We start from the raw sequence: 18715 nt of genomic DNA on the forward strand, positions 1-18715 counted from the left end.
GGGCGCTGGGTCAGAAACTTTCCCAGTCGCCTTCACCACCACTGGTACTAGTTGCCTTCGGGGCGACGGTCTTGGCTGGCACAGGCGCCCTGGCGGCGGCCCCTTTTGAGACGCCCGCCTCGCGTCGCTCAGGCCCGTTGAGTGGTGTCGGGCTGGGGCTGCTGGCGCGCACCCGCGCGGGTGCCGACAATACACCGTGGTCATCGGCGCCCAGTTTGAACACCGCCACCACCTGCACCAGGTCTTGGGCTTGTGAGCGCAGGCTGCTCGCGGCTGCGGCCATCTCTTCCACCAGCGCCGCATTCTGCTGCGTGGCCTGGTCCATTTGTGTCACGGCTTCACCGACTTGGCTGACACCCTGGCTCTGTTCGGTGCTGGCGGCGCTGATCTCACCCATGATGTCGGTCACCCGTTTGATCGAGTTGACCACCTCGGTCATGGTGGTACCGGCCTGGTCCACCAGCGCCGTGCCTTGTTCAACGCGCTCCACGCTGTTGTTGATCAGGGTTTTGATTTCTTTGGCGGCTTCGGCACTGCGTCCGGCCAGGGATCGCACTTCGCTGGCCACCACCGCAAAACCGCGCCCTTGTTCACCGGCACGGGCCGCTTCCACCGCCGCGTTCAGGGCCAGGATGTTGGTCTGGAAGGCGATGCCGTCGATCACACTGATGATGTCGCTGATCTTGCGGCTGGAATCAACGATGCCTTTCATGGTGTCGACCACCTGGGTCACGACTTGACCTCCGTGCACCGCCACGCTGCTGGCGCTCATGGCCAGCTGGTTGGCCTGGCGGGCGTTGTCAGCGTTTTGCTTGACGGTGGAGGAGAGTTCTTCCATGGAGGCAGCGGTTTCCTGCAGCGCACTGGCTTGGGATTCGGTGCGACTGGAGAGGTCTTGGTTACCCTGGGCGATCTCGGAGCTGGCAGTGGCCACTGACTCTGAACCCTGGCGCACATTGGTGACCACCTTCACCAGGCTGGACTGCATGTCACGCAAGCTGCCCAGCAATTGCCCCAGTTCATCACTGCGCTGGGTGTCAATGCGGGTGGTGAGGTCACCACCAGCCACCTGGCGAGCAATGGTGTTGGCTTGGGACAAAGGCCGCGTGATGCTGCCCGACAACAACCAGACCACGCTGATGCTGAGCAGCACACTGACCACCTCCAGAGCCACCATCAGGTTACGACTGGCGATGTAGTTGTCCTGAATCGATTGGCCCAGATCATCAATCTCCTGGCGCTGCAAAGCCAGCATCTCCTCCATCCGGTCTTGGTAAGCTTTGCCGGCCGGGACAAATTTTTCCAACAACAGCTGTTTGGACTCTTCGGCCTGGCCCTCTTTTTTAAGATTGACCACCTTGTCCCGCACCTCGATATAGGCCTTGCGTTGCACTCCAATCGCTGCATAAAGCGCCTTTTCCTTGTCAGTATCCATCAAGCTTTCCAGCTTTTTTTGGTACTCCGTGGACGTCTTGCTGGACTGGGCCTGGTCTTCGGCAAAAAACTCCGCCATGCTCGGGTCGCTGCTGTGGGCAATGGCCGAGGTTCGGCGAATGCCGGTGTGGATGTTGCGGTACCAGTCGCCCACAATGCGTTCGGTCTTGACCGGGTTGGCCACCATTTGCTGGGTGGCCTCAGCCACCGCATTGAGGCGCGACAAACTGAGAAGGATGATGACCACCGACAGCGCCAACACCAGCGCAAAAGCCGCTGCAAGGCGTTTGCCCACCGGCATATTGTTCAAAAAGGCACCCATATTGTTCCCCAGTGTCAAAGTACGTTCAAAAAAGAATAAGGCAGTCAATGCCTTTCTTCAATCCGTTTGTACATTGTGGGCGCTAGCGAACCGGCGTGCAAGCTGCCAACAAGTTGGCGCAATCGTGTTTTCTTTATTTGTAGCTGCAGAAAAAAGCCGGCAGGTGGCGCACACCGGCTTGCTGTGCCAATGCGTCACGCAGGGCGATTTCGGCTTTTAGGGTGCACAAGGCGCGCACAGACTCTTCGGCACACAGGGATTGGGCGTGGCCGTAAGCCAGCGGCAGAAACTGCGACTGGATGTCGGCCAGAGCCATCTGGCGATCAGGCAGCTCATTGGCACTGATCACCTGGTGCGACACCGTGGTGATCTTGGGGTCTCCGACCGGGCTAGGGGGTTTGAGGGTCACACTGACACCATTCGCCGCAGGCGCCACCACCAAGCCATTGGGCCCGGTGTCCAAACCCAGAGAAAACTCCACCGCGTATTTGACGATGACGGTGGCCTCGGACTTCAGGTTGTGTTTGGACTTGGACAAGGCCACCACATGGCTGTACTCACGCAGCACACGCACCGGTGAGGCCTTGAGGCGGTCTGCGGCACTCTGGCGGGCAGCCTCCAGATGCTCAGCATATTGGGTGTAGCCGGCCAACTTCTTTTTGTTGTTTTCGGCATCGGTCTTGGCCTTCAGCAGCTCATCACCGAGCACCTTGCTTTCGCCAAAATGGCTCACCTTCATGGCCACATACACCATCAAGGTGCTCAGTATCCCCGCCGCAAGCACAAAAATTGTTATTGGTTCCATGACTTCAGATTTCCTGCACGACAAGGATCAATGTGCCTTGTCCCAGTTCAGCCCCACCCCCACCTCGGCCAGCAGCGGCACCTTGAGCTGCGCCACACCGGCCATGAGTTTGGGCACCTCGTGGCGTACCCAGTCGAGCTCGGACTCGGGCACCTCAAACACCAGCTCATCATGCACCTGCATGATCATCTTGGTGCGAAGTTTCTGCGCATCAATGACCTCTTGCACCTTGACCATGCTGAGTTTGATCAGGTCGGCTGCAGTGCCCTGCATCGGCGCGTTGATGGCGGCGCGCTCGGCACCCGCGCGCCGCTGGCCGTTGGACGAGCCGATCTCGGGCAGGTACAGGCGTCGGCCAAACACGGTTTCCACATACCCCTGCCGCTTGGCCAGTTCGCGGGTGTGCTCCATGTAGTTCTTGACCCCGGGGTAACGCTCGAAGTAACGCGCAATGTAGTTCTTGGCCGCGGTGTTGTCGATGCTCAGGGCCTTGGCCAGGCCGTAGGCGCTCATGCCGTAGATCAGGCCGAAGTTGATCACCTTGGCGTAACGTCGTTGTTCACTGCTGACCTGCGCGGTGTCGATGCTGAAAATCTCGGCCGCCGTGGCGCGGTGCACGTCCATGCCGTCACGAAAGGCCAGCAACAACGCCGCGTCACCGCTCAAGTGGGCCATGATGCGTAACTCGATCTGGCTGTAATCGGCGCTGGCGATCAAGCTGCCAGCAGGCGCCACAAAGGCCTCACGCACCCGCCGACCTTCGGGGGTGCGGATCGGGATGTTCTGCAGGTTCGGGTCGTTGCTGCTCAAGCGCCCGGTCACCGCCACAGCTTGCGCGTAATGGGTGTGCACCCGGCCATCACTGGGCAGCGCCAGTTGGGCCAGTTTGTCGGTGTAGGTGCCTTTGAGTTTGGCCAAGCCCCGGTGCTCCAGCAACTTGGCGGGCAGCGGGTAGTCTTCGGCCAGTTTTTCGAGCACCTCTTCGTCTGTGCTGCGCGCGCCGGTCGCGGTCTTTTTCACCACCGGCATGCCCAGCTTGTCAAAGAAGATTTCGCCCAACTGCTTGGGGCTGGACAGGTTGAAGGGCTGGCCTGCAATCTCATAGGCCTCGGCTTCCAACTGCACAATGCGCTGGCCCAACTCGTGGCTCTGTGCCGCCAGCGTGGGCGCGTCGATCAACACGCCGTTGCGCTCGATGCGGTAAAGCGCCTCGCTGCTCTTGATCTCCAACTCATAGACAAAACGCAGTTTGTCATCACGCGCCAACTGCGGCCACAGGGCATGGTGCACTTCGAGCGTCATGTCAGCGTCTTCACACGCGTACTCGGCTGCTTTGGCCACATCCACCTGGTCAAAACAGATCTGGTTGGCACCCTTGCCACACAGGTCTTCAAAACTGATGCCCTGGCGGCCCAGGTGGCGTTGTGCCAGGCTGCTCAGGCCGTGTGCTTGATGGACTTCCAGCACATAACTCTGCAGCATGGTGTCGTGTGCATAACCCTGCACCTCGATGCCGTGGTTGGCAAACACATGGCGGTCGTATTTGATGTGCTGGCCCAGCTTGGCGCGGCTGGCATCTTCCAGCCAGGGTTTCAATTTGGCCAGCACCTCATCGAGCGGCAGTTGCGCCGGGGCATCCGGGTAGACATGGGCCAGCGGGATGTAAGCCGCCTCACCCGGGGTGATGCAAAGGCTGATGCCCACAATGCGCGCACGCATCTCGTCGAGCGAAGTGGTCTCGGTGTCGATGGCGACCAGCTCGGCGGCCTGTAATTTGGCCAGCCAGGTGTCAAAGGCCTCCCAGGTGAGGATGGTGTCGTAACGCAGGCTGCTGGTTTTTGCCACGGGTGGCGCGGATTCGGCACCGGGCTCGTCAAACAGATCGCGCTCGCGGCCCGGTTGGGTGGCCGGGCCTGCTTCGGCCGCCGCAGCCTGGGCTGGTGCCTCGCTGCTTGCGCCCAATGACCGGGCCAGGCCCTTGAAGCCGAACTTTTCATAAAAAACAGCCAGAGCCCCCGTATCCATTGAGCCAGTAGCTATTTCATCCATAGCAGGCAGCCCTGGCAGCCAGCCGTTCAGGTCGCAGTCGGTCTTGATCGTGACGAGCTGGCGCCCGGTGGGTAACCAGTCCAGCGATTTCTTCAGGTTCTCACCCACGGCACCTTTGATGTTGTCGGCATTGGCGACGATGGCGTCGAGTGAGCCATATTCGTTGAGCCATTTGGCAGCAGTTTTGGGGCCGACCTTGGGCACACCAGGCACGTTGTCCACAGTGTCACCCACCAGGGTCTGGTAGTCGCGCATCAGGTGCGGCGGCACACCAAATTCGGCTGTGACGCCGGCCACATCGCGGCGCCGGCCGTTCATGGTGTCGATGATGGTGATGTGTTCATTGACCAGCTGCGCCAGGTCCTTGTCACCACTGCTGACGATGACCTCCATGCCTTGGGCGGAGGCGGTAGCGGCCAAGGTGCCAATCACGTCATCGGCCTCAACACCGGGCACCGCCAGCACCTTCCAGCCCATCAAGCGCACCACCTCGTGGATCGGCTCGATCTGGCTGCGCAGGTCGTCGGGCATGGGCGAACGGGTGGCCTTGTACTGCGGGTACAACTCATCACGGAAAGTGGGGCCTTTGGCGTCAAAAATGCAGGCAGCGTAGGCAGCGGGCACCTCCTTGCGCAGGCTTTGCAGCATGTTGATCATGATGCGGATCGCCCCGGTCTTCTGGACGCTGCCGTCGGGCAGGGTCACGCTCATGGCCTCCCCGCCTGCAAAAAAAGCACGATAGATGTAGCTGGAGCCGTCAACCAGCAGCAAAGTTTGAGGGGGAGCAGTGTTCATGGCGGCATTTTGCCTGCGACACCGGGGTATAACGGCACAACTACAATCAAATGATGCACGCAACACCCTCCTTCAGCCTGTTTTCTACCCGCGCCCTGGCCTGCGCACTGCCCCTGTTCCTGCTTGCTGGTACGAGCCAGGCGCAAACAGCGGCCAGCCCGTCCACACCCCAGGCCAACCCGGCACCCGCTGCGGTCAAGGAGCCCACCGAGCAGACCACCCAACACATCGTGGTGGAAGACACCGCCACCCGCATCGACGAGGTGCGCATCGGCAGCGAGACAAAAAGCATCGACGTGCAGCCCAAAAACGGCATGCCGGCCTACCAGGTGGAGCCCAAGAGCGGCGAGCGCACCTGGAAAGTCCTGGGGTTTTAAAACATGGCGGTTTACACGGAAGTCTCTGAGCACGAGGCACGCGAACTGCTGCGTACACTGGGCTTGGGGGAACTCAACAGCCTGAAAGCCTGCTCCGGCGGCATTGAAAACACCAACTATTTCGCCTCCACCGAACGCGCGGGCCAGGTGCACGACTATGTGCTCACGCTGTTTGAACGCCTGAGTTTTGAGCAACTGCCGTTTTACCTGCGGCTGATGAAACACCTGGCGCAGCGCGGCATCCTGGTGCCCGAGCCCCATGCCAATGCACAGGGTGAGCTGGTGTTTGAGGTCAAAGGCAAACCCGCAGCGGTGGTGGACAAGTTGCACGGCAAAAGTGAACTGGCGCCCACCGAGGCCCACTGCGCTCAGGTCGGCGCCACGCTGGCGCGCCTGCATCTGGCCGGGTCTGACTTTGCGCTGACCCAGCCCAACCTGCGCGGCCTGGCCTGGTGGAACGAGGTGGTGCCGGTGGTGCTGCCTTACATCCAGGGCAATCAACAAAACCTGTTGCAGTCTGAACTGGCCTACCAGAACAGCGTGGCGGCCAGCGCCAGCTACGCCGCGCTGCCACGCGGCCCCATCCACGCCGACCTGTTCCGTGACAACGTGATGTTTGACACGGTGGGTGGTCAGCCACAGCTCAGCGGCTTTTTCGACTTCTATTTTGCGGGCATCGACACCTGGGTGTTTGACCTGGCGGTATGCCTCAATGACTGGTGTGTTGACCTGCCAACCGGTGTCCACCATGCCCCGCGTGCTCAAGCCTTGATAGCAGCCTACAGCGCCGTGCGCCCCTTACAAGCGGCCGAGCGCGAGCTGCTGCCGGCGATGTTGCGCGCCGGTGCCCTGCGTTTCTGGGTGTCGCGCCTGTGGGACTTTTACCTGCCGCGCGCTGCCAGCCTCTTACAAGCCCATGACCCGAGCCATTTTGAACGGGTGCTGCAGGCACGCTGCCAGCACGCGATGACGTTTGAACAACTGGCAGGCCAGGCATGAAGTTACAACTGGTCCCCGCACGCCAGGGTGCCGCCTGGGTCAAGCTGGGCATGCGCACCTTTTTCAAACAGCCGCTGGCGCTGGCCGGGCTGTTTTTCATGTTCCTGGCCCTCATGTCGGTGGCCACCATGGTGCCGCTGATTGGCCTGCCGCTGGCCATGACCCTGCTGCCCGCGATCACACTCGGGCTGATGGCCGCCACCCGCGAAGCCACCCTGGGCAAGTTCCCGATGCCGCTGATTTTGCTCATCGGCTTTCGCAGCGGACCGGTCAAATTGCGCGCCATGTTGACGCTGGGCGCCATCTACGCGGGCGGCTTCTTGTGCGCCATCGGCGCCTCTTACCTGGTGGATGGTGGCGGTTTTGCCCGCATGTACCTGGGTGGGCAGGCACCCACGGCCGAGATGATGGGCAGCGGGACGTTTCAGGCCGCGATGTGGACCTTCATCGGCCTGCACCTGCCACTGTCCCTGCTGTTCTGGCACGCCCCGGCCCTGGTGTATTGGCAGGGTTTGCCCGCCTTGAAAGCCATGTTTTTCAGCATCGTTGCCTGTCTGCGCAACTTCTGGGCACTGACGGTGTTTGCGCTGCTGTGGATGGCGGTGATGGTGGGTGTGGTGATGCTGCTGATCACCAGCGCCAACCTGTTCAACAACCCCGGCCTGGCCAATGTGCTGTTGTTCCCCGGCCTGCTGTTGGTGGCCGCGATGTTTTTCACCTCGCTGTTTTTCACCTACCAGGACAGTTTTGAGGCACCGACCGAGGCGCCTGTCACCCCAGAGTGAAAGGACGCGCACCAAACCTTGGTGCGCGCACGGGCGGCCTGGCTGTAAAGACCTCTGAGACGCTACGTTAATTGCAGTTGTAAACCCAGGTATTTATTGGGCTGCAGGCTGTTTTTCTATAAACATCTGAATCAATGGACGGCACGCCCCTCGTACGCCGCGGCGATGTACGGTTTGGCAGCATCCAAGTCTGCCAGCGTGTGGAGCGTGAGTTCCAGATTGCCCGTCCCCCAATGCCCAATGTGGGTGACATCGCGCGCCTTGGGCAGTATCAGTAGCGCAGGCGCCGGGTCCACATGCAGGTACAGCAGCAAGCCGTTTTTCTTGTGCAACACCACCGTGGCAAAGTTTTTCAGACGCTTGAAGGCGGCGTACAGGCGCAGCTCCTTGCGCTGCACATCGTCCCCGAGCGACAAGGTGTAGTCCTCCAGCGAAGCCAGCAACTGCTGCATGGGCACCGACAAACCCGCAAGCAGCTCCGCGTAGGACTTGTCCGGGCCCGTGCCTTTGGCGGCAGCCACCATCGTCTTGCCCGCCACCTTGGGCGACTTGCCTGAAACCGCCCGGCTGCTGGCATCACTGCCGGCGCTGGCCGACTCCAGCAACAGCAGGTCATCCCCAAAACGGCGGTAGCGAATCAGCTCGATGTTGCGGCCAATCTGCTGCACCGCGTGGATGTCGTACTTGGTGAAGTCTGCCGCAATACACACCACGCGCGGCCCCGTCCAATCAATGGCATTGGCGGTGGCCGCACCCAGCTTGTTCTGCACCAGCAGCTTGAACTCGGCCTGGTGGTCCATCAGCCAGTCCAGGTAAAACAGGCCCTGGTTGATGACGTTTTCACCCACCGAACGTTTGTATTCCAAAATCACCGGGCAATGGTTTTCATCCAGACCCAGCGAGTCAATGCGCCCACCATGCGTTTTGCCAGTGGCGTGTTCGCTGGCCAGAAAACGGATGTTGAGCAGCGGCTCCAGATTGGCCTCGATCAGCGTTTGCAGCGGCCGCTCCAGGTCCGAGGCGCTGCCTTGCAGCTCGGTGGCTTGGCCTGCGGTGAGGCGAAAGAGTTTGATATCACTCATGATTTGATAGCTGCTTGCCCTTTTTCCTTAAGGGCCACAGGCACTTTTTTCATATGTTTGCCAGCCACAGCGGTATTGGACGAGGCCAGACGTGCCAGCAGTGCGCTGGCCGGTTCGTCGTTCGGGTCTTGTGGCACCAGCTCACCCCGAAATGCCTTGGCCAGCACCAGTGGGCTCAGGCGCTGGGCCAGGGCGCGGGCGGTCATGCAGCGGGCTTCGATCTGATCGGCCAGTTTGAACAGGGCTTCGACGCGGCGGACGATTTCGGCTTGCTTGGAGAGGGTTGGCAATAGCAGTGACAGCGCACGCAATTCCTCTGCATTGAGGTTGTTGACCCCACTGGTCGATTTTGCGGTGCGCTCAATGTATTGGCGTTGTGTAGGTGCCGACAAGCAGATTTGAATAAACGCTGGGAGAGCCTTTAATGGGTTAACTCTCAGGCGCATGAGATATCCCGCAAATAGCAAACCCGATTCGTCGGCTGTGACAAGCCCAGTCTTGCCCACCAATTCAACACTGCCATTCGAGCGAATCACAAGCAAATCGCCTTCTCGCAACGCCAGTTTTTGAAGCTCTTTGGAGTCGAACACCGCACGCTTGAGGTCAGTGGCATCAATACGCCCGCGCTCTGCAATATTTGGAATGCGCAGAACACCGGTGCCTTGAGTTGAGTAATCGCACTTCTTTGAGGTGCCGTAACGCAGGTCACTGCTGACAGCACCAATGGTGGTTTCTGTCCATGAGCCAGCATTGCCCTCGGATTCCGTCAAATCCCCCGACGTCGCTTCCGATAGAACCGTCTGCCGAAACCGTTTGAGCAAGGCGTGGATGGCATCGAAGCGGTCGTTGCAGGCTTGGACGCGGGCGAGCAGGGTGTCGAGTTGGTTGGCGATGCGGGTTTGCTCGACAGCAGGTGGCAATACCAACTGAATGTCTGCCAGCATCTGTTTGCTAATTACCCCCTGTGCTGTACCACTTGAGTCGGCTCGGAGTTGTTCAACTTGGAGCTGAAGCTGGCGATATACGATCTTTTGGGACACACAGGCACTCGGACGAATGGCAGCAACACTTCTACCGATCGCGCAGTCGATGCCCAAATTGAGTTTCCCTGAGGTCGCACCTACAACACAGATCAGAACATCACCTAGATGTGCTGATTTCAACGGTCTCGTTGTCCACTCTCGCACACGCGGATAGTCAACCCCAAACTCACCGGCTTTGACAAAGACCGTTCCATTGCCATCCTTGTTACAAAAGACTCCTGGCGGCGCTTGTCCCATTTCAAAGTCAGCAACTTTTCCGAGATTGACAATCATCCAACCAGTCGGCAACTTACTCATCCGCGCCCCCCATCCAACAACACCCCACGCCGCGCCAGCCGCTCACGCGCTTCTAACAAAGCCTGGTGCAGGTGCTGCTCCAGCTCCGCCTTGGGTGGCAACTCGGTCCAGTATTCGGCCACGGTGATGCCGTCCTGGTGCATTTGCAGCAGCTCCACCTGTTCGCGGCTGGATTCGGCGCACAGGATGAGGCCGATGGGTGCCTCTTCACCGGGCTGGCGCTCAAACTTGTCCAGCCATTTCAGGTACAGCTCCATCTGGCCTTTGTGGGCGGCTTTAAAACGACCCAGCTTGAGCTCAATCGCCACCAAGCGGCACAGACGGCGGTGGTAAAACAGCAGGTCCAGGTAAAAGTCTTCACCGTCGATGACCATGCGTTTTTGCCGCTCCACAAAGGCAAAACCTCGGCCCAGCTCCAGAATGAAGGCCTCTAACTGGCGCAGGATGGCGCTCTCCAAGTCGGCCTCGTCGTGGCCTTGGCGCAGACCCAGAAAATCCAGGAAGTACGGGTCTTTGAAGACCAGTGCGGGCGTGGTGTGGGAAGTCTCAATAGGCTCAGTTTGAGCAGCGCTCAGGGTTTGCAGCGCGGCAAGCTCGATGCGCTCAAAGGCTTTGCGTTCGATCTGGTGATGGAGCTCGCGCACGCTCCAGCCTTCTTGTCCGGCTTGCTGTGCGTAATACTGGCGGGCTTGCGGAGTTTTCAGTGCCACGATGGCGACCATGTGGCTCCAGCTCAATTTTGTCGACAGTGTTGACACAATTGCCGCGTCGGGAAAGCTCTCGGCAAACTTCACCATGCGGCGCAGATTGCGGGACTCAAAGCCCCGGCCAAACTCTTGCGCCAGCTGCTGACCCAGCTGATCTAGCAGCTGTGTGCCGTAGCTGGCCCGCACATCACCCAGCACCTCAGCACGCAGGCGTTGCCCTACCGCCCAGTACAAGCGCGTCAGTTCGGCATTGACCGCACCGGCCAGGCGCTGACGGCTGCTGGCAATCAGCTTGCGCAGTTCGTCATAAAGCGGCGTTTGATCTGCAGAAACTCTCACCGTTGTTGAGAGTTTTGCAGGCACCGCTGTGGCAGATGGTTTGCTCATGTTGGAGCCCTCACAGCCTCTTCGTCGTCAATCAACAGGTCTTCCAACGCCGCGTCGGGGTCTTCGCCCAGCTCTTCCAGCAGGCTGCGCAGGTCGGCCATGGCACCGCTCAGCTCATGCATGAGCAGGCGAGCCACCAGCGCAGGTTCATCACGCTGGGCCTGGGCAGACTCGGCGCTGTCGTCTTTGAGCCAGCTGATGTCGAGGTTGTCGCCACGGGCCTGAATGTACTCGCGTGAAAAGCAGCGCCAGCGGCCTGCCTCGCCGGTGTCCACACGCTGCGCCAGGGCGGCGGGGCCGCCATAGGGATCGGGGCCAAACACGTCCTCAAACTTGTCGCGTGGCACGTCAGGCGCGGCAGCGCTGGCGGTGCGGAAGTAGTCGCGGGTGAATGGGGTGCGTTTGCCAAACTGGGGCATGTTGGCGCGCATGTCGTACACCCACACTTGTTTGGTGTTGCCGGTGTCGGTTTGGCCCCTGGTGAAAAACAGCACATTGGTCTTGACCCCCTGGGCGTAGAAGATGCCGGTGGGCAGGCGCAGGATGGTGTGCAAGTTGCACTTGTCCATCAGGTCGCGGCGGATGTCGGCACCCACATTGCTCTCAAACAACACGTTGTCTGGCAGCACCACGGCGGCGCGGCCACCGGGTTTGAGGTTGCGGTAGATGTGCTGCAAAAAGCAGAACTGTTTGTTGGTCGTGGGGTAGGTGAAGTCGGTGCGGGTGGGCAGGCCGCCGCCTTTTTTGGTGCCAAAGGGTGGGTTGCTGAGGATCAGCGTGGCGGTGGGCAGGCGGGTGCCCTCCTCGCCCAGGGTGTCGCCAAACTGGATGCCGCCTTCAATGCCGTGTAACAGCATGTTCATGAGCGCCAGGCGGTGGGTGTCTTGCACCAGTTCCATGCCGAAAAAGGTGCTGTGGCGGTATTTGCGTTGCTGGGTCTCTGAGCGGTCTTCGGGTTTGAACTTGGCGCGCAGATGGTTGTTGGCCGCAATCAAAAAGCCGCCGGTGCCTGCTGCCGGGTCTTGGATCACATCAACCATCGTGGGTTGCAGCACGGTGACGATGCTGTCGATCAAGTCGCGCGGGGTGAAGTACTGGCCAGCGCCACTTTTTTTCTCGTTCGCGTTGCGCTCCAGCAGGCCTTCGTACAGGTCACCCAGGTCGTCACGCTGCACGCTGTACCAGTCAAGCTTGTCGATCTCAAGCACCAGCTTGGACAAGGTGGCGGGTTTGGTGATGAAGGTGCTGGCATTGGCATAAATCTGCTGCACGCTGCCCCGACCATGCAGGCCGTAGTCCAACAGCAGTTCCTTGTACAGGTCCAGCCGCTCAGGGGCAGAGGCGGCCATCAGGTCGGCCCAGCGGGTGCCGTCCATCTTGACCTGCGGCTCGCCTCTTTTGGGCGCTTTGTAAATGACCAAGCCGTCTTCCTGGCCGGTCTCTTGCATCATGCGCAAAAACAGCAGGTAGGTGAGCTCGCTGACGTATTGGTGGTAAGTGACACCGTCGTCGCGCAGCAGGTTGCACAGGTTCCAGAGCTTGGCAACGATGTCTGACGCTGCGGGGTTGATTTGATTCATGGGTTCTTGGTGGCTCAGTCTGACAACTAAGCAGATTTTTGGTCGTCTGCCCAGAGGGCGTCGTTAAAGGCTTCCAGCACGGGCTGGAGTTGGCCGTTGAATAGTTTGTCCAGGCGGGCAAAACCGCCACCATCGCGTTTGAAGATCAGGTCGGGGTCGTCCAGCGCTTCACGGTCCACCAGCATGTTGGCTTTGGTTTGCGCGGCAATCCGTTTGAGCCAATCACGCTGCGGTTGTGTCCAGGGTTTGCCAGCCAAGGGTTTGGCCAGCAGGTCTTGCAAAGCGTGGTCAACACGCTCGGCATAAGGCACCAGCGCATCACCGATGGCAGCCTGGCGGATGTAGCCAATGATACGGGCGGCAATGTCCTGGTTGCTGAGTTCACGCCAGGCGGTGGCCAAGCGGGTTTCGGTAAAACCGGCTAGGTCTAGCGCCAGCTCCAGTTCCTTGAGCTGTTTGCGGGTGAGCTCACGCGGGCGGGTGAGGACGGTGATGAGCGCGGGCAACTCGTTGCCATGGCTGGTGATGAAGTCTTTGAACGCTTTTAAATAGTCTTCGGGCTTGCTGGCGCTGCCGTAGCCACGCTCAATGCGGTCCAGTGCGTCCGGGTGGTCAGACACGTACATGGGTTGGCCGGAGGACTCTCGCTTGCGGTCCAAAATCTCGCCAAGCTTGGGGGTTTGCAGGAACCAGTTGGCCACCTCAGCCACCGGCAGGCTGCGCAGCTTTTCGATGAAAGCGTCCGGACTCATGCCCGCTTTGGTTTCAAAGTCTTGCGCGGCTTGGGCGTCCAGGTGACGTTTTTTGACTTGCAGCTTGGCCAGAAACTGTGCACGCACCAGTTCACGGGCAGCGTGGTCGTCTACGCTCACCATTTCCTGCTCCAGCTGGGCAAAGCTGATGTTGGGGTTGACCACCACGGGGCGCATGGCGGTCAGGTTGCCGATGGCTTCAAAAATGCGCACAGCGTCAAACACGCGGAAGCTGTCTTTGGGCTCACCGTCAAAGTCGCACAGGCGGGTGGCACGCCCCAGCATTTGGTCAAACAAGATGCGGCTGTTGACCTGACGCAGAAAAACCAGGTTGCAGATTTCGGGCACGTCGATGCCGGTGGTGAGCAAGTCCACCGTGACCGCCACATTGGGCAGGCGCTCGTTTTTGAAGCGGCGAATCAGCTCCAGCGGTTTGTCGGCATTGCCGGTGATTTTGATGACAGCATCGTCTTCCACACTGCCGTAAAAGGCTTCAAAAGCGGTTTTGAGCACATCCACCACCAGGTCGGCATGGTCGGTGTTGACGCAGAAGACGAGGGTTTTGCGCGGGCCCCTGGGGTCAATTTCTTGCGCCAAGTAGTCACACACGGCCTGGTTGAACGGCCGGGTGATGACTTTGCGGTTGAAGTCTTCAACATTCAAGTCAATGTTATCTGGCGCTTTGAACAGCTCGATCTGGTTGCGGCTCGTGTCATAGACCTTGACGTCTTCACCGAGCTTCCAGTGCATGCCGTTTTGCGACAGCTCGGTATAGATTTGAATGGGCGGCTCATAGTCCACCAGGTAACCGTCCACGACGGCTTCGCGGTAGCTGTAGGTGTAGGCTGGCGGGCCAAAGATGTCGGTGGTGTGCAGCGCGGGGGTGGCGGTGAGGCCGATCTTGACGGCGTCAAAGTAGTCCAGCACACGCCGGTATTTGGAGATGTAGTCGTCAAAACTGCGAAAGCCGAGCTCGGTGTCGGACATCTCACGGTCCAACGTGTAGCCACGGTGGCATTCGTCAATCACCACGCAGTCGTATTGGTCTACCGTCGGCACTGCTACACCCTCTGCCGGAAAAAGAACACGGCGCATCATGCCTTGTACGGTGGCGAGGTGGACAGCGGTGTCGTCGTCAGGCATTTGTGCTTGCAGCTCTTTGATGCCAAAGATGTCTGCAAAGGTTTGCAGACGCTCCATACGGGTGTCTTTGAACGCATTGGCTGCCTGCTCGCCCAGTGCCGAGCGATCCACCAGAAACAAGATGCGGCGAAAACGCTGGGCTTTGAGCAGGCGGTAGATCAACGCAATACAGGTTTTGGTTTTGCCGGTGCCGGTGGCCATGGCCAGCAATATCTCGCGCTGGCCCTGGCCGATGCGTTTTTCGGTTTCACGAATAGCGGTTTGTTGGTAGGGACGTAGGGAGAAACCAAAGTCAAAGGCTGTGTTGTCCAGCTGCGTGTGGGCCCGTACTTCATCGGTTTGCAGCAGGTTTCTGAGACCCTCGGGGCGATACCAGCCGTCCAACGCCTGGCTGCGCTTCTCCGTGTGGCGCAAGTCACCAAACCAGATGCCGCTTTTGGTGGCCAACTGGCGCAGATAAGGTCTACCGTTGGTCGAGAACACAAAAGGAATGCGGTACTCCGACTGCGCACCCCAGTTGCGCTCGTGAAGCTGTGTGTCTGCACTTGCCGAAAAGCTGCGGCTATAACGCTTGGCCTGCTGCAACGCACCAGAGACATCAACGTTGTGGCGTTTGGCCTCCACCACGGCCATGGGAGTGAGCCCCTGAAACAGCACGTAATCAGCCGAGTAGCCATCACATGGCCATTCGGCAATGGCCATGTTGCGGCCACGCTGCGGGCGGGTGCCCTTGCTGTAACGCAGGGTGGGTGTGTCAGCCTCCCAACCCGCCTGACGCAACTGCTCGTCGACGATGCGGCGGGTCTCGGACTCGTCCAGCTGAACTTGGGTGGCAGCAGTAGCCGCTGACCGCAACATGGTTTTGAACTGCGCGGCGGGTGCAGCTGACGCGGTGGCTTGTAAGGCCGCCAGTTGTTCAGCCAGCCGTGCTTTGCTCTGGTCTGACTCGGTGGCCAGTTGCTCCCAAATATTGCGTTCTTCACTCAAGGAGGACAACTGTGTTTTGGTGGACTGCAGCTCGTGGCTCACCTGCTCTTGCTGCGATTGAAAGGTAGCAACCAACTGCCGCAGTTGAGCCAGTTCCACACGCAACTCGGCACTTTCATCACTTGGAGGGGTGGGAGGCAAAAAGGGGCCAGACCGGTACGCCGCGTCTTTGAACGTGCGGTGGTACCACAAGCCCAACTGCCAGCAGAGTTTGAGCGTGGACAGTGCAACAGCGTGGTCGCCTTGCAAGGCATGGTTGGCCGCGTTGCCGTTGATACGGATTTGGTCAAAGACTTGTTTGACTTCCTTGGGCAACACACCTTCAGCGTGCAGGCGACGGATCAGCTCGTATTGCGATTCTTGCGGCTGGGTGTAAAGGCCAGTGCGCGCCGCCAAGGATTGGGTCAGAAACTCCGAGAACTGGCGCAGCTTGAGCAAGCTGGTGTTGGGGTCTTCGGCAAAGTACCGCTCGGCCAACGCGCCCAGGCGCCAAAGGTGTTCTTCATACGGGCGCAGCACCTCAAAATTTGACTGGATATTGCTTGCCATTGCTGCGCCTTCCCTGTCGTACGACTATGGTTTTTGTGAGACCGCCTTCAACCGCTGTTTTGATCCACACCGAATCATTGAACTTGCTTTATCAAGACGCTTCTATCGGCCCGTCTCACAACAGTTTGGCAAGTATCGCACCGGGTTTTGCCCAAGTTGCCATGCCATGCAGCTCACGGCACGGGCGTTAACTTGGCCACACTGAGCGCCAGCCATTTGACGCCGTGGCGCGGGAAGTTGATCTGGGCGCGGGCGTCTTCGCCCGTGCCTTCGAGCGCGGTGACCGTGCCTTCACCAAACTTGGGGTGAAACACTTTTTGTTTGACTTTCAGCCCGCCAGGTGTCTCTTTTTGCGCGGGTACCGGGGCGGCAGTTGCTGCGGTGTTGTATTTGGTGTAATCCGTGCCAAATTGGCCTCTAGCCCTTTCAGAATAAGGGCCACCAGCTCCTGAATAAGAAGCACCTCCACCAAAACCGCTGCCGCCGCCAAACCCGGACTGTTTGGGCGTGATCCACTTCAAGGCTTCTTCGGGCAGTTCCTCAAAAAACCGGCTCTTGAGGTTGTAACGCGTCTGGCCATGCAGCATGCGGGTTTGGGAGTGGCTCAGGTACAGGCGTTTGCGGGCACGGGTGATGGCCACGTACATCAGGCGGCGTTCTTCCTCCAGGCCGTCGCGGTCGTTCATCGAGTTCTCGTGCGGGAACAGGCCCTCTTCCATGCCGGTGATGAACACCGCGTCAAATTCAAGGCCTTTGCTGGCGTGCACCGTCATCAATTGAATAGCATCCTGCCCAGCCTGGGCCTGGTTGTCACCGGCTTCCAACGCAGCGTGGGTCAAGAAGGCGGCCAGCGGGGACAGGGTTTCGCCGGTTTCCGCATCGGGCGCCGGGATGTCCAGCACCGGCTGGTTCAGGTCCAGGCCTTGCGACGCGGGGGATTGGGTCAGCGCCTGGCCGAGTTCATCCACCGGCAACGCCACCGCGTCACGGCCAAAGCCTTCGATGCTGACAAAACTCTCGGCGGCGTTGACCAGTTCGGCCAAGTTCTCCAGCCGGTCGGCGCCTTCGCGGTCGGCCTTGTAGTGGGTCAGCAGGTTGCTGTGCTCCAGCGTGGCGACGATGGTGTCGCGCAGGCTCATGCCCTGGGTTTGTTCGCGCAACACGTCGATACCAGCCAGAAACGCGCCGATGTTGGTGCCCGCCTTGCCGCTCAAGCCGCTGACCGCGTCGCTCAAGGCGCAGCCGCTGGCACGGGCCAGGTCTTGCAATTGCTCCAGGCTGCGGGCACCAATGCCCCGCGGCGGGAAATTCACCGCGCGCATGAAGCTGGTGTCGTCGCGCGGGTTTTCCAAGAGGCGCAGGTAGGCCAACGCGTTCTTGATTTCGGCCCGCTCAAAAAAGCGCAGGCCGCCATAGACCTTGTAGGGCATGCTGGCGTTGAACAGCGCGGTCTCAATCACCCGGCTCTGGGCATTGCTGCGGTACAGCACCGCAATTTCCTTGCGCTCATGGCCTTCTCGCACGAGCTGTTTCATCTCGTCAACCATCCACTGCGCCTCGGCAAAGTCGCTGGTGGCTTCAAACACCCGCACCGGTTCACCGGGGCCTTGGCTCGTGCGCAGGTTTTTGCCCAGGCGTTTGCTGTTGTGGCTGATCAGCGCGTTGGCGCTGTCCAGGATGTTGCTGCCGCTGCGGTAGTTTTCTTCGAGTTTGATCTGATGGCGCACGCCAAATTCGCGCACAAAGTCGGCCATGTTGCCCACCCGCGCACCGCGAAAGGCGTAGATGCTCTGGTCATCGTCACCCACCGCCAGCACACAGCCGGTGGGCTGAAAAGCGCCGTCCACACTGCTGTGGGCGCCGGTGCCGGCCAGCATCTTGACCCAGGCGTATTGCAGCTTGTTGGTGTCCTGAAACTCGTCGATCAGGATGTGGCGGAAACGCCGCTGGTAATGCTCGCGAATCGGATCGTTGTCGCGCAGCAGCTCGTAACTGCGCAACATCAGCTCGCCAAAATCGACCACACCTTCACGCTGGCATTGGTCTTCGTAGAGCTGGTAGATCTCGATCTTTTTGCGGGTTTCATCGTCACGCGCCACCACCGCGTTGGGGCGCAGGCCGTCTTCTTTGCAGCCGCCAATGAACCACTGCATCTGTTTGGCCGGAAAACGCTCGTCGTCGATGTTGAATTGTTTGTACAGGCGCTTGATGCTCGACAACTGATCTTGTGTGTCCAGGATCTGGAACGCCTGCGGCAGGTTGGCCAATTTGTAATGCGCACGCAAAAAGCGGTTGCACAGGCCGTGGAAGGTGCCAATCCACATGCCACGCACGTTGACCGGCAGCATCGCGCCCAGGCGCGTCATCATTTCCTTGGCGGCCTTGTTGGTGAAGGTCACCGCCAGGATGCCGCCGGGGGAGACTTCGCCGGTTTGCAATAACCAGGCAATGCGGGTGGTCAGCACCCGGGTTTTGCCGGAACCAGCCCCAGCCAGGATCAGCGCGTGCTCGGCTGGCAGGGTGACAGCGGCCAGCTGTTCCGGGTTCAGGTTGTGCAACAGGGACGAGTTGGAAACAGGCTCAGAAGGTGGGGAAGAAAACATGGCCCGATTGTAGAAAGCG

General features: G+C 59.8%; 12 protein-coding genes. 3 read left to right on the plus strand and 9 right to left on the minus strand.

All coding sequences use genetic code 11. The features are described 5' to 3' along the window. Nucleotides 1-10: 10 nt before the first annotated feature. From RF819_RS05165 to polA, 3 genes are all read right to left on the minus strand, one after another. Entirely contained in the window at nucleotides 11-1756 is a 1746-nt protein-coding gene (locus RF819_RS05165) for a methyl-accepting chemotaxis protein (RefSeq protein WP_078363984.1), read from the minus strand. Nucleotides 1757-1889: 133 nt separating this feature from the next. Further along, nucleotides 1890-2561, minus strand: a complete 672-nt coding sequence (locus RF819_RS05170) for a hypothetical protein (RefSeq protein WP_143541612.1) — start codon at nucleotides 2559-2561, stop codon at nucleotides 1890-1892. Nucleotides 2562-2588: 27 nt separating this feature from the next. Continuing rightward, nucleotides 2589-5405 (minus strand): DNA polymerase I, encoded by a 2817-nt coding sequence (gene polA, locus RF819_RS05175; protein WP_078363986.1) that lies wholly within the window; start codon nucleotides 5403-5405, stop codon nucleotides 2589-2591. Nucleotides 5406-5458: 53 nt separating this feature from the next. Between polA and RF819_RS05180 the strand changes: the two genes are divergently transcribed. The 3 genes from RF819_RS05180 to RF819_RS05190 are packed head-to-tail and all read left to right on the plus strand — an operon-like array spanning nucleotide 5459 to nucleotide 7566. Next, complete coding sequence (locus tag RF819_RS05180; RefSeq protein WP_143541613.1) at nucleotides 5459-5782, plus strand: hypothetical protein; 324 nt, start codon at nucleotides 5459-5461, stop codon at nucleotides 5780-5782. Nucleotides 5783-5785: 3 nt separating this feature from the next. Beyond that, nucleotides 5786-6781 carry a homoserine kinase gene (locus tag RF819_RS05185; RefSeq protein WP_078363988.1) on the plus strand — a complete coding sequence of 332 codons (996 nt, stop codon included), beginning with the start codon at nucleotides 5786-5788 and terminating at the stop codon, nucleotides 6779-6781. Next, nucleotides 6778-7566 (plus strand): BPSS1780 family membrane protein, encoded by a 789-nt coding sequence (locus tag RF819_RS05190; protein WP_078363989.1) that lies wholly within the window; start codon nucleotides 6778-6780, stop codon nucleotides 7564-7566. Before RF819_RS05185 ends, RF819_RS05190 begins: the two co-directional genes overlap by 4 nt. 131 nt (nucleotides 7567-7697) lie before the next feature. Here RF819_RS05190 and RF819_RS05195 read toward each other — a convergent pair whose 3' ends face one another. The 6 genes from RF819_RS05195 to RF819_RS05220 all read right to left on the minus strand — a co-directional run bounded on the left by RF819_RS05195 (nucleotide 7698) and on the right by RF819_RS05220 (nucleotide 18696). Then, nucleotides 7698-8648, minus strand: a complete 951-nt coding sequence (locus RF819_RS05195) for a DUF5655 domain-containing protein (protein ID WP_078363990.1) — start codon at nucleotides 8646-8648, stop codon at nucleotides 7698-7700. Next, nucleotides 8645-9988 (minus strand): restriction endonuclease subunit S, encoded by a 1344-nt coding sequence (locus RF819_RS05200; protein ID WP_078363991.1) that lies wholly within the window; start codon nucleotides 9986-9988, stop codon nucleotides 8645-8647. The genes RF819_RS05195 and RF819_RS05200 overlap by 4 nt, the downstream gene beginning before the upstream one ends. Continuing rightward, nucleotides 9985-11082 (minus strand): PDDEXK nuclease domain-containing protein, encoded by a 1098-nt coding sequence (locus tag RF819_RS05205; RefSeq protein WP_078363992.1) that lies wholly within the window; start codon nucleotides 11080-11082, stop codon nucleotides 9985-9987. The genes RF819_RS05200 and RF819_RS05205 overlap by 4 nt, the downstream gene beginning before the upstream one ends. Continuing rightward, on the minus strand, nucleotides 11079-12662 hold the full coding sequence (locus RF819_RS05210) for an N-6 DNA methylase (RefSeq protein ID WP_078363993.1): 1584 nt from the start codon (nucleotides 12660-12662) through the stop codon (nucleotides 11079-11081). The genes RF819_RS05205 and RF819_RS05210 overlap by 4 nt, the downstream gene beginning before the upstream one ends. A gap of 26 nt (nucleotides 12663-12688) precedes the next feature. Next, complete coding sequence (gene hsdR / locus RF819_RS05215) at nucleotides 12689-16093, minus strand: type I restriction-modification system endonuclease (protein ID WP_078363994.1); 3405 nt, start codon at nucleotides 16091-16093, stop codon at nucleotides 12689-12691. A 173-nt stretch (nucleotides 16094-16266) separates the two neighbouring features. Then, the gene (locus tag RF819_RS05220; RefSeq protein ID WP_078363995.1) at nucleotides 16267-18696 is read right to left on the minus strand and encodes a UvrD-helicase domain-containing protein; all 2430 of its coding nucleotides are present in this window, start codon (nucleotides 18694-18696) and stop codon (nucleotides 16267-16269) included. Nucleotides 18697-18715 lie beyond the last annotated feature (19 nt).

Source organism: Rhodoferax fermentans, from assembly GCF_002017865.1.
Lineage (GTDB): Bacteria > Pseudomonadota > Gammaproteobacteria > Burkholderiales > Burkholderiaceae_C > Rhodoferax > Rhodoferax fermentans.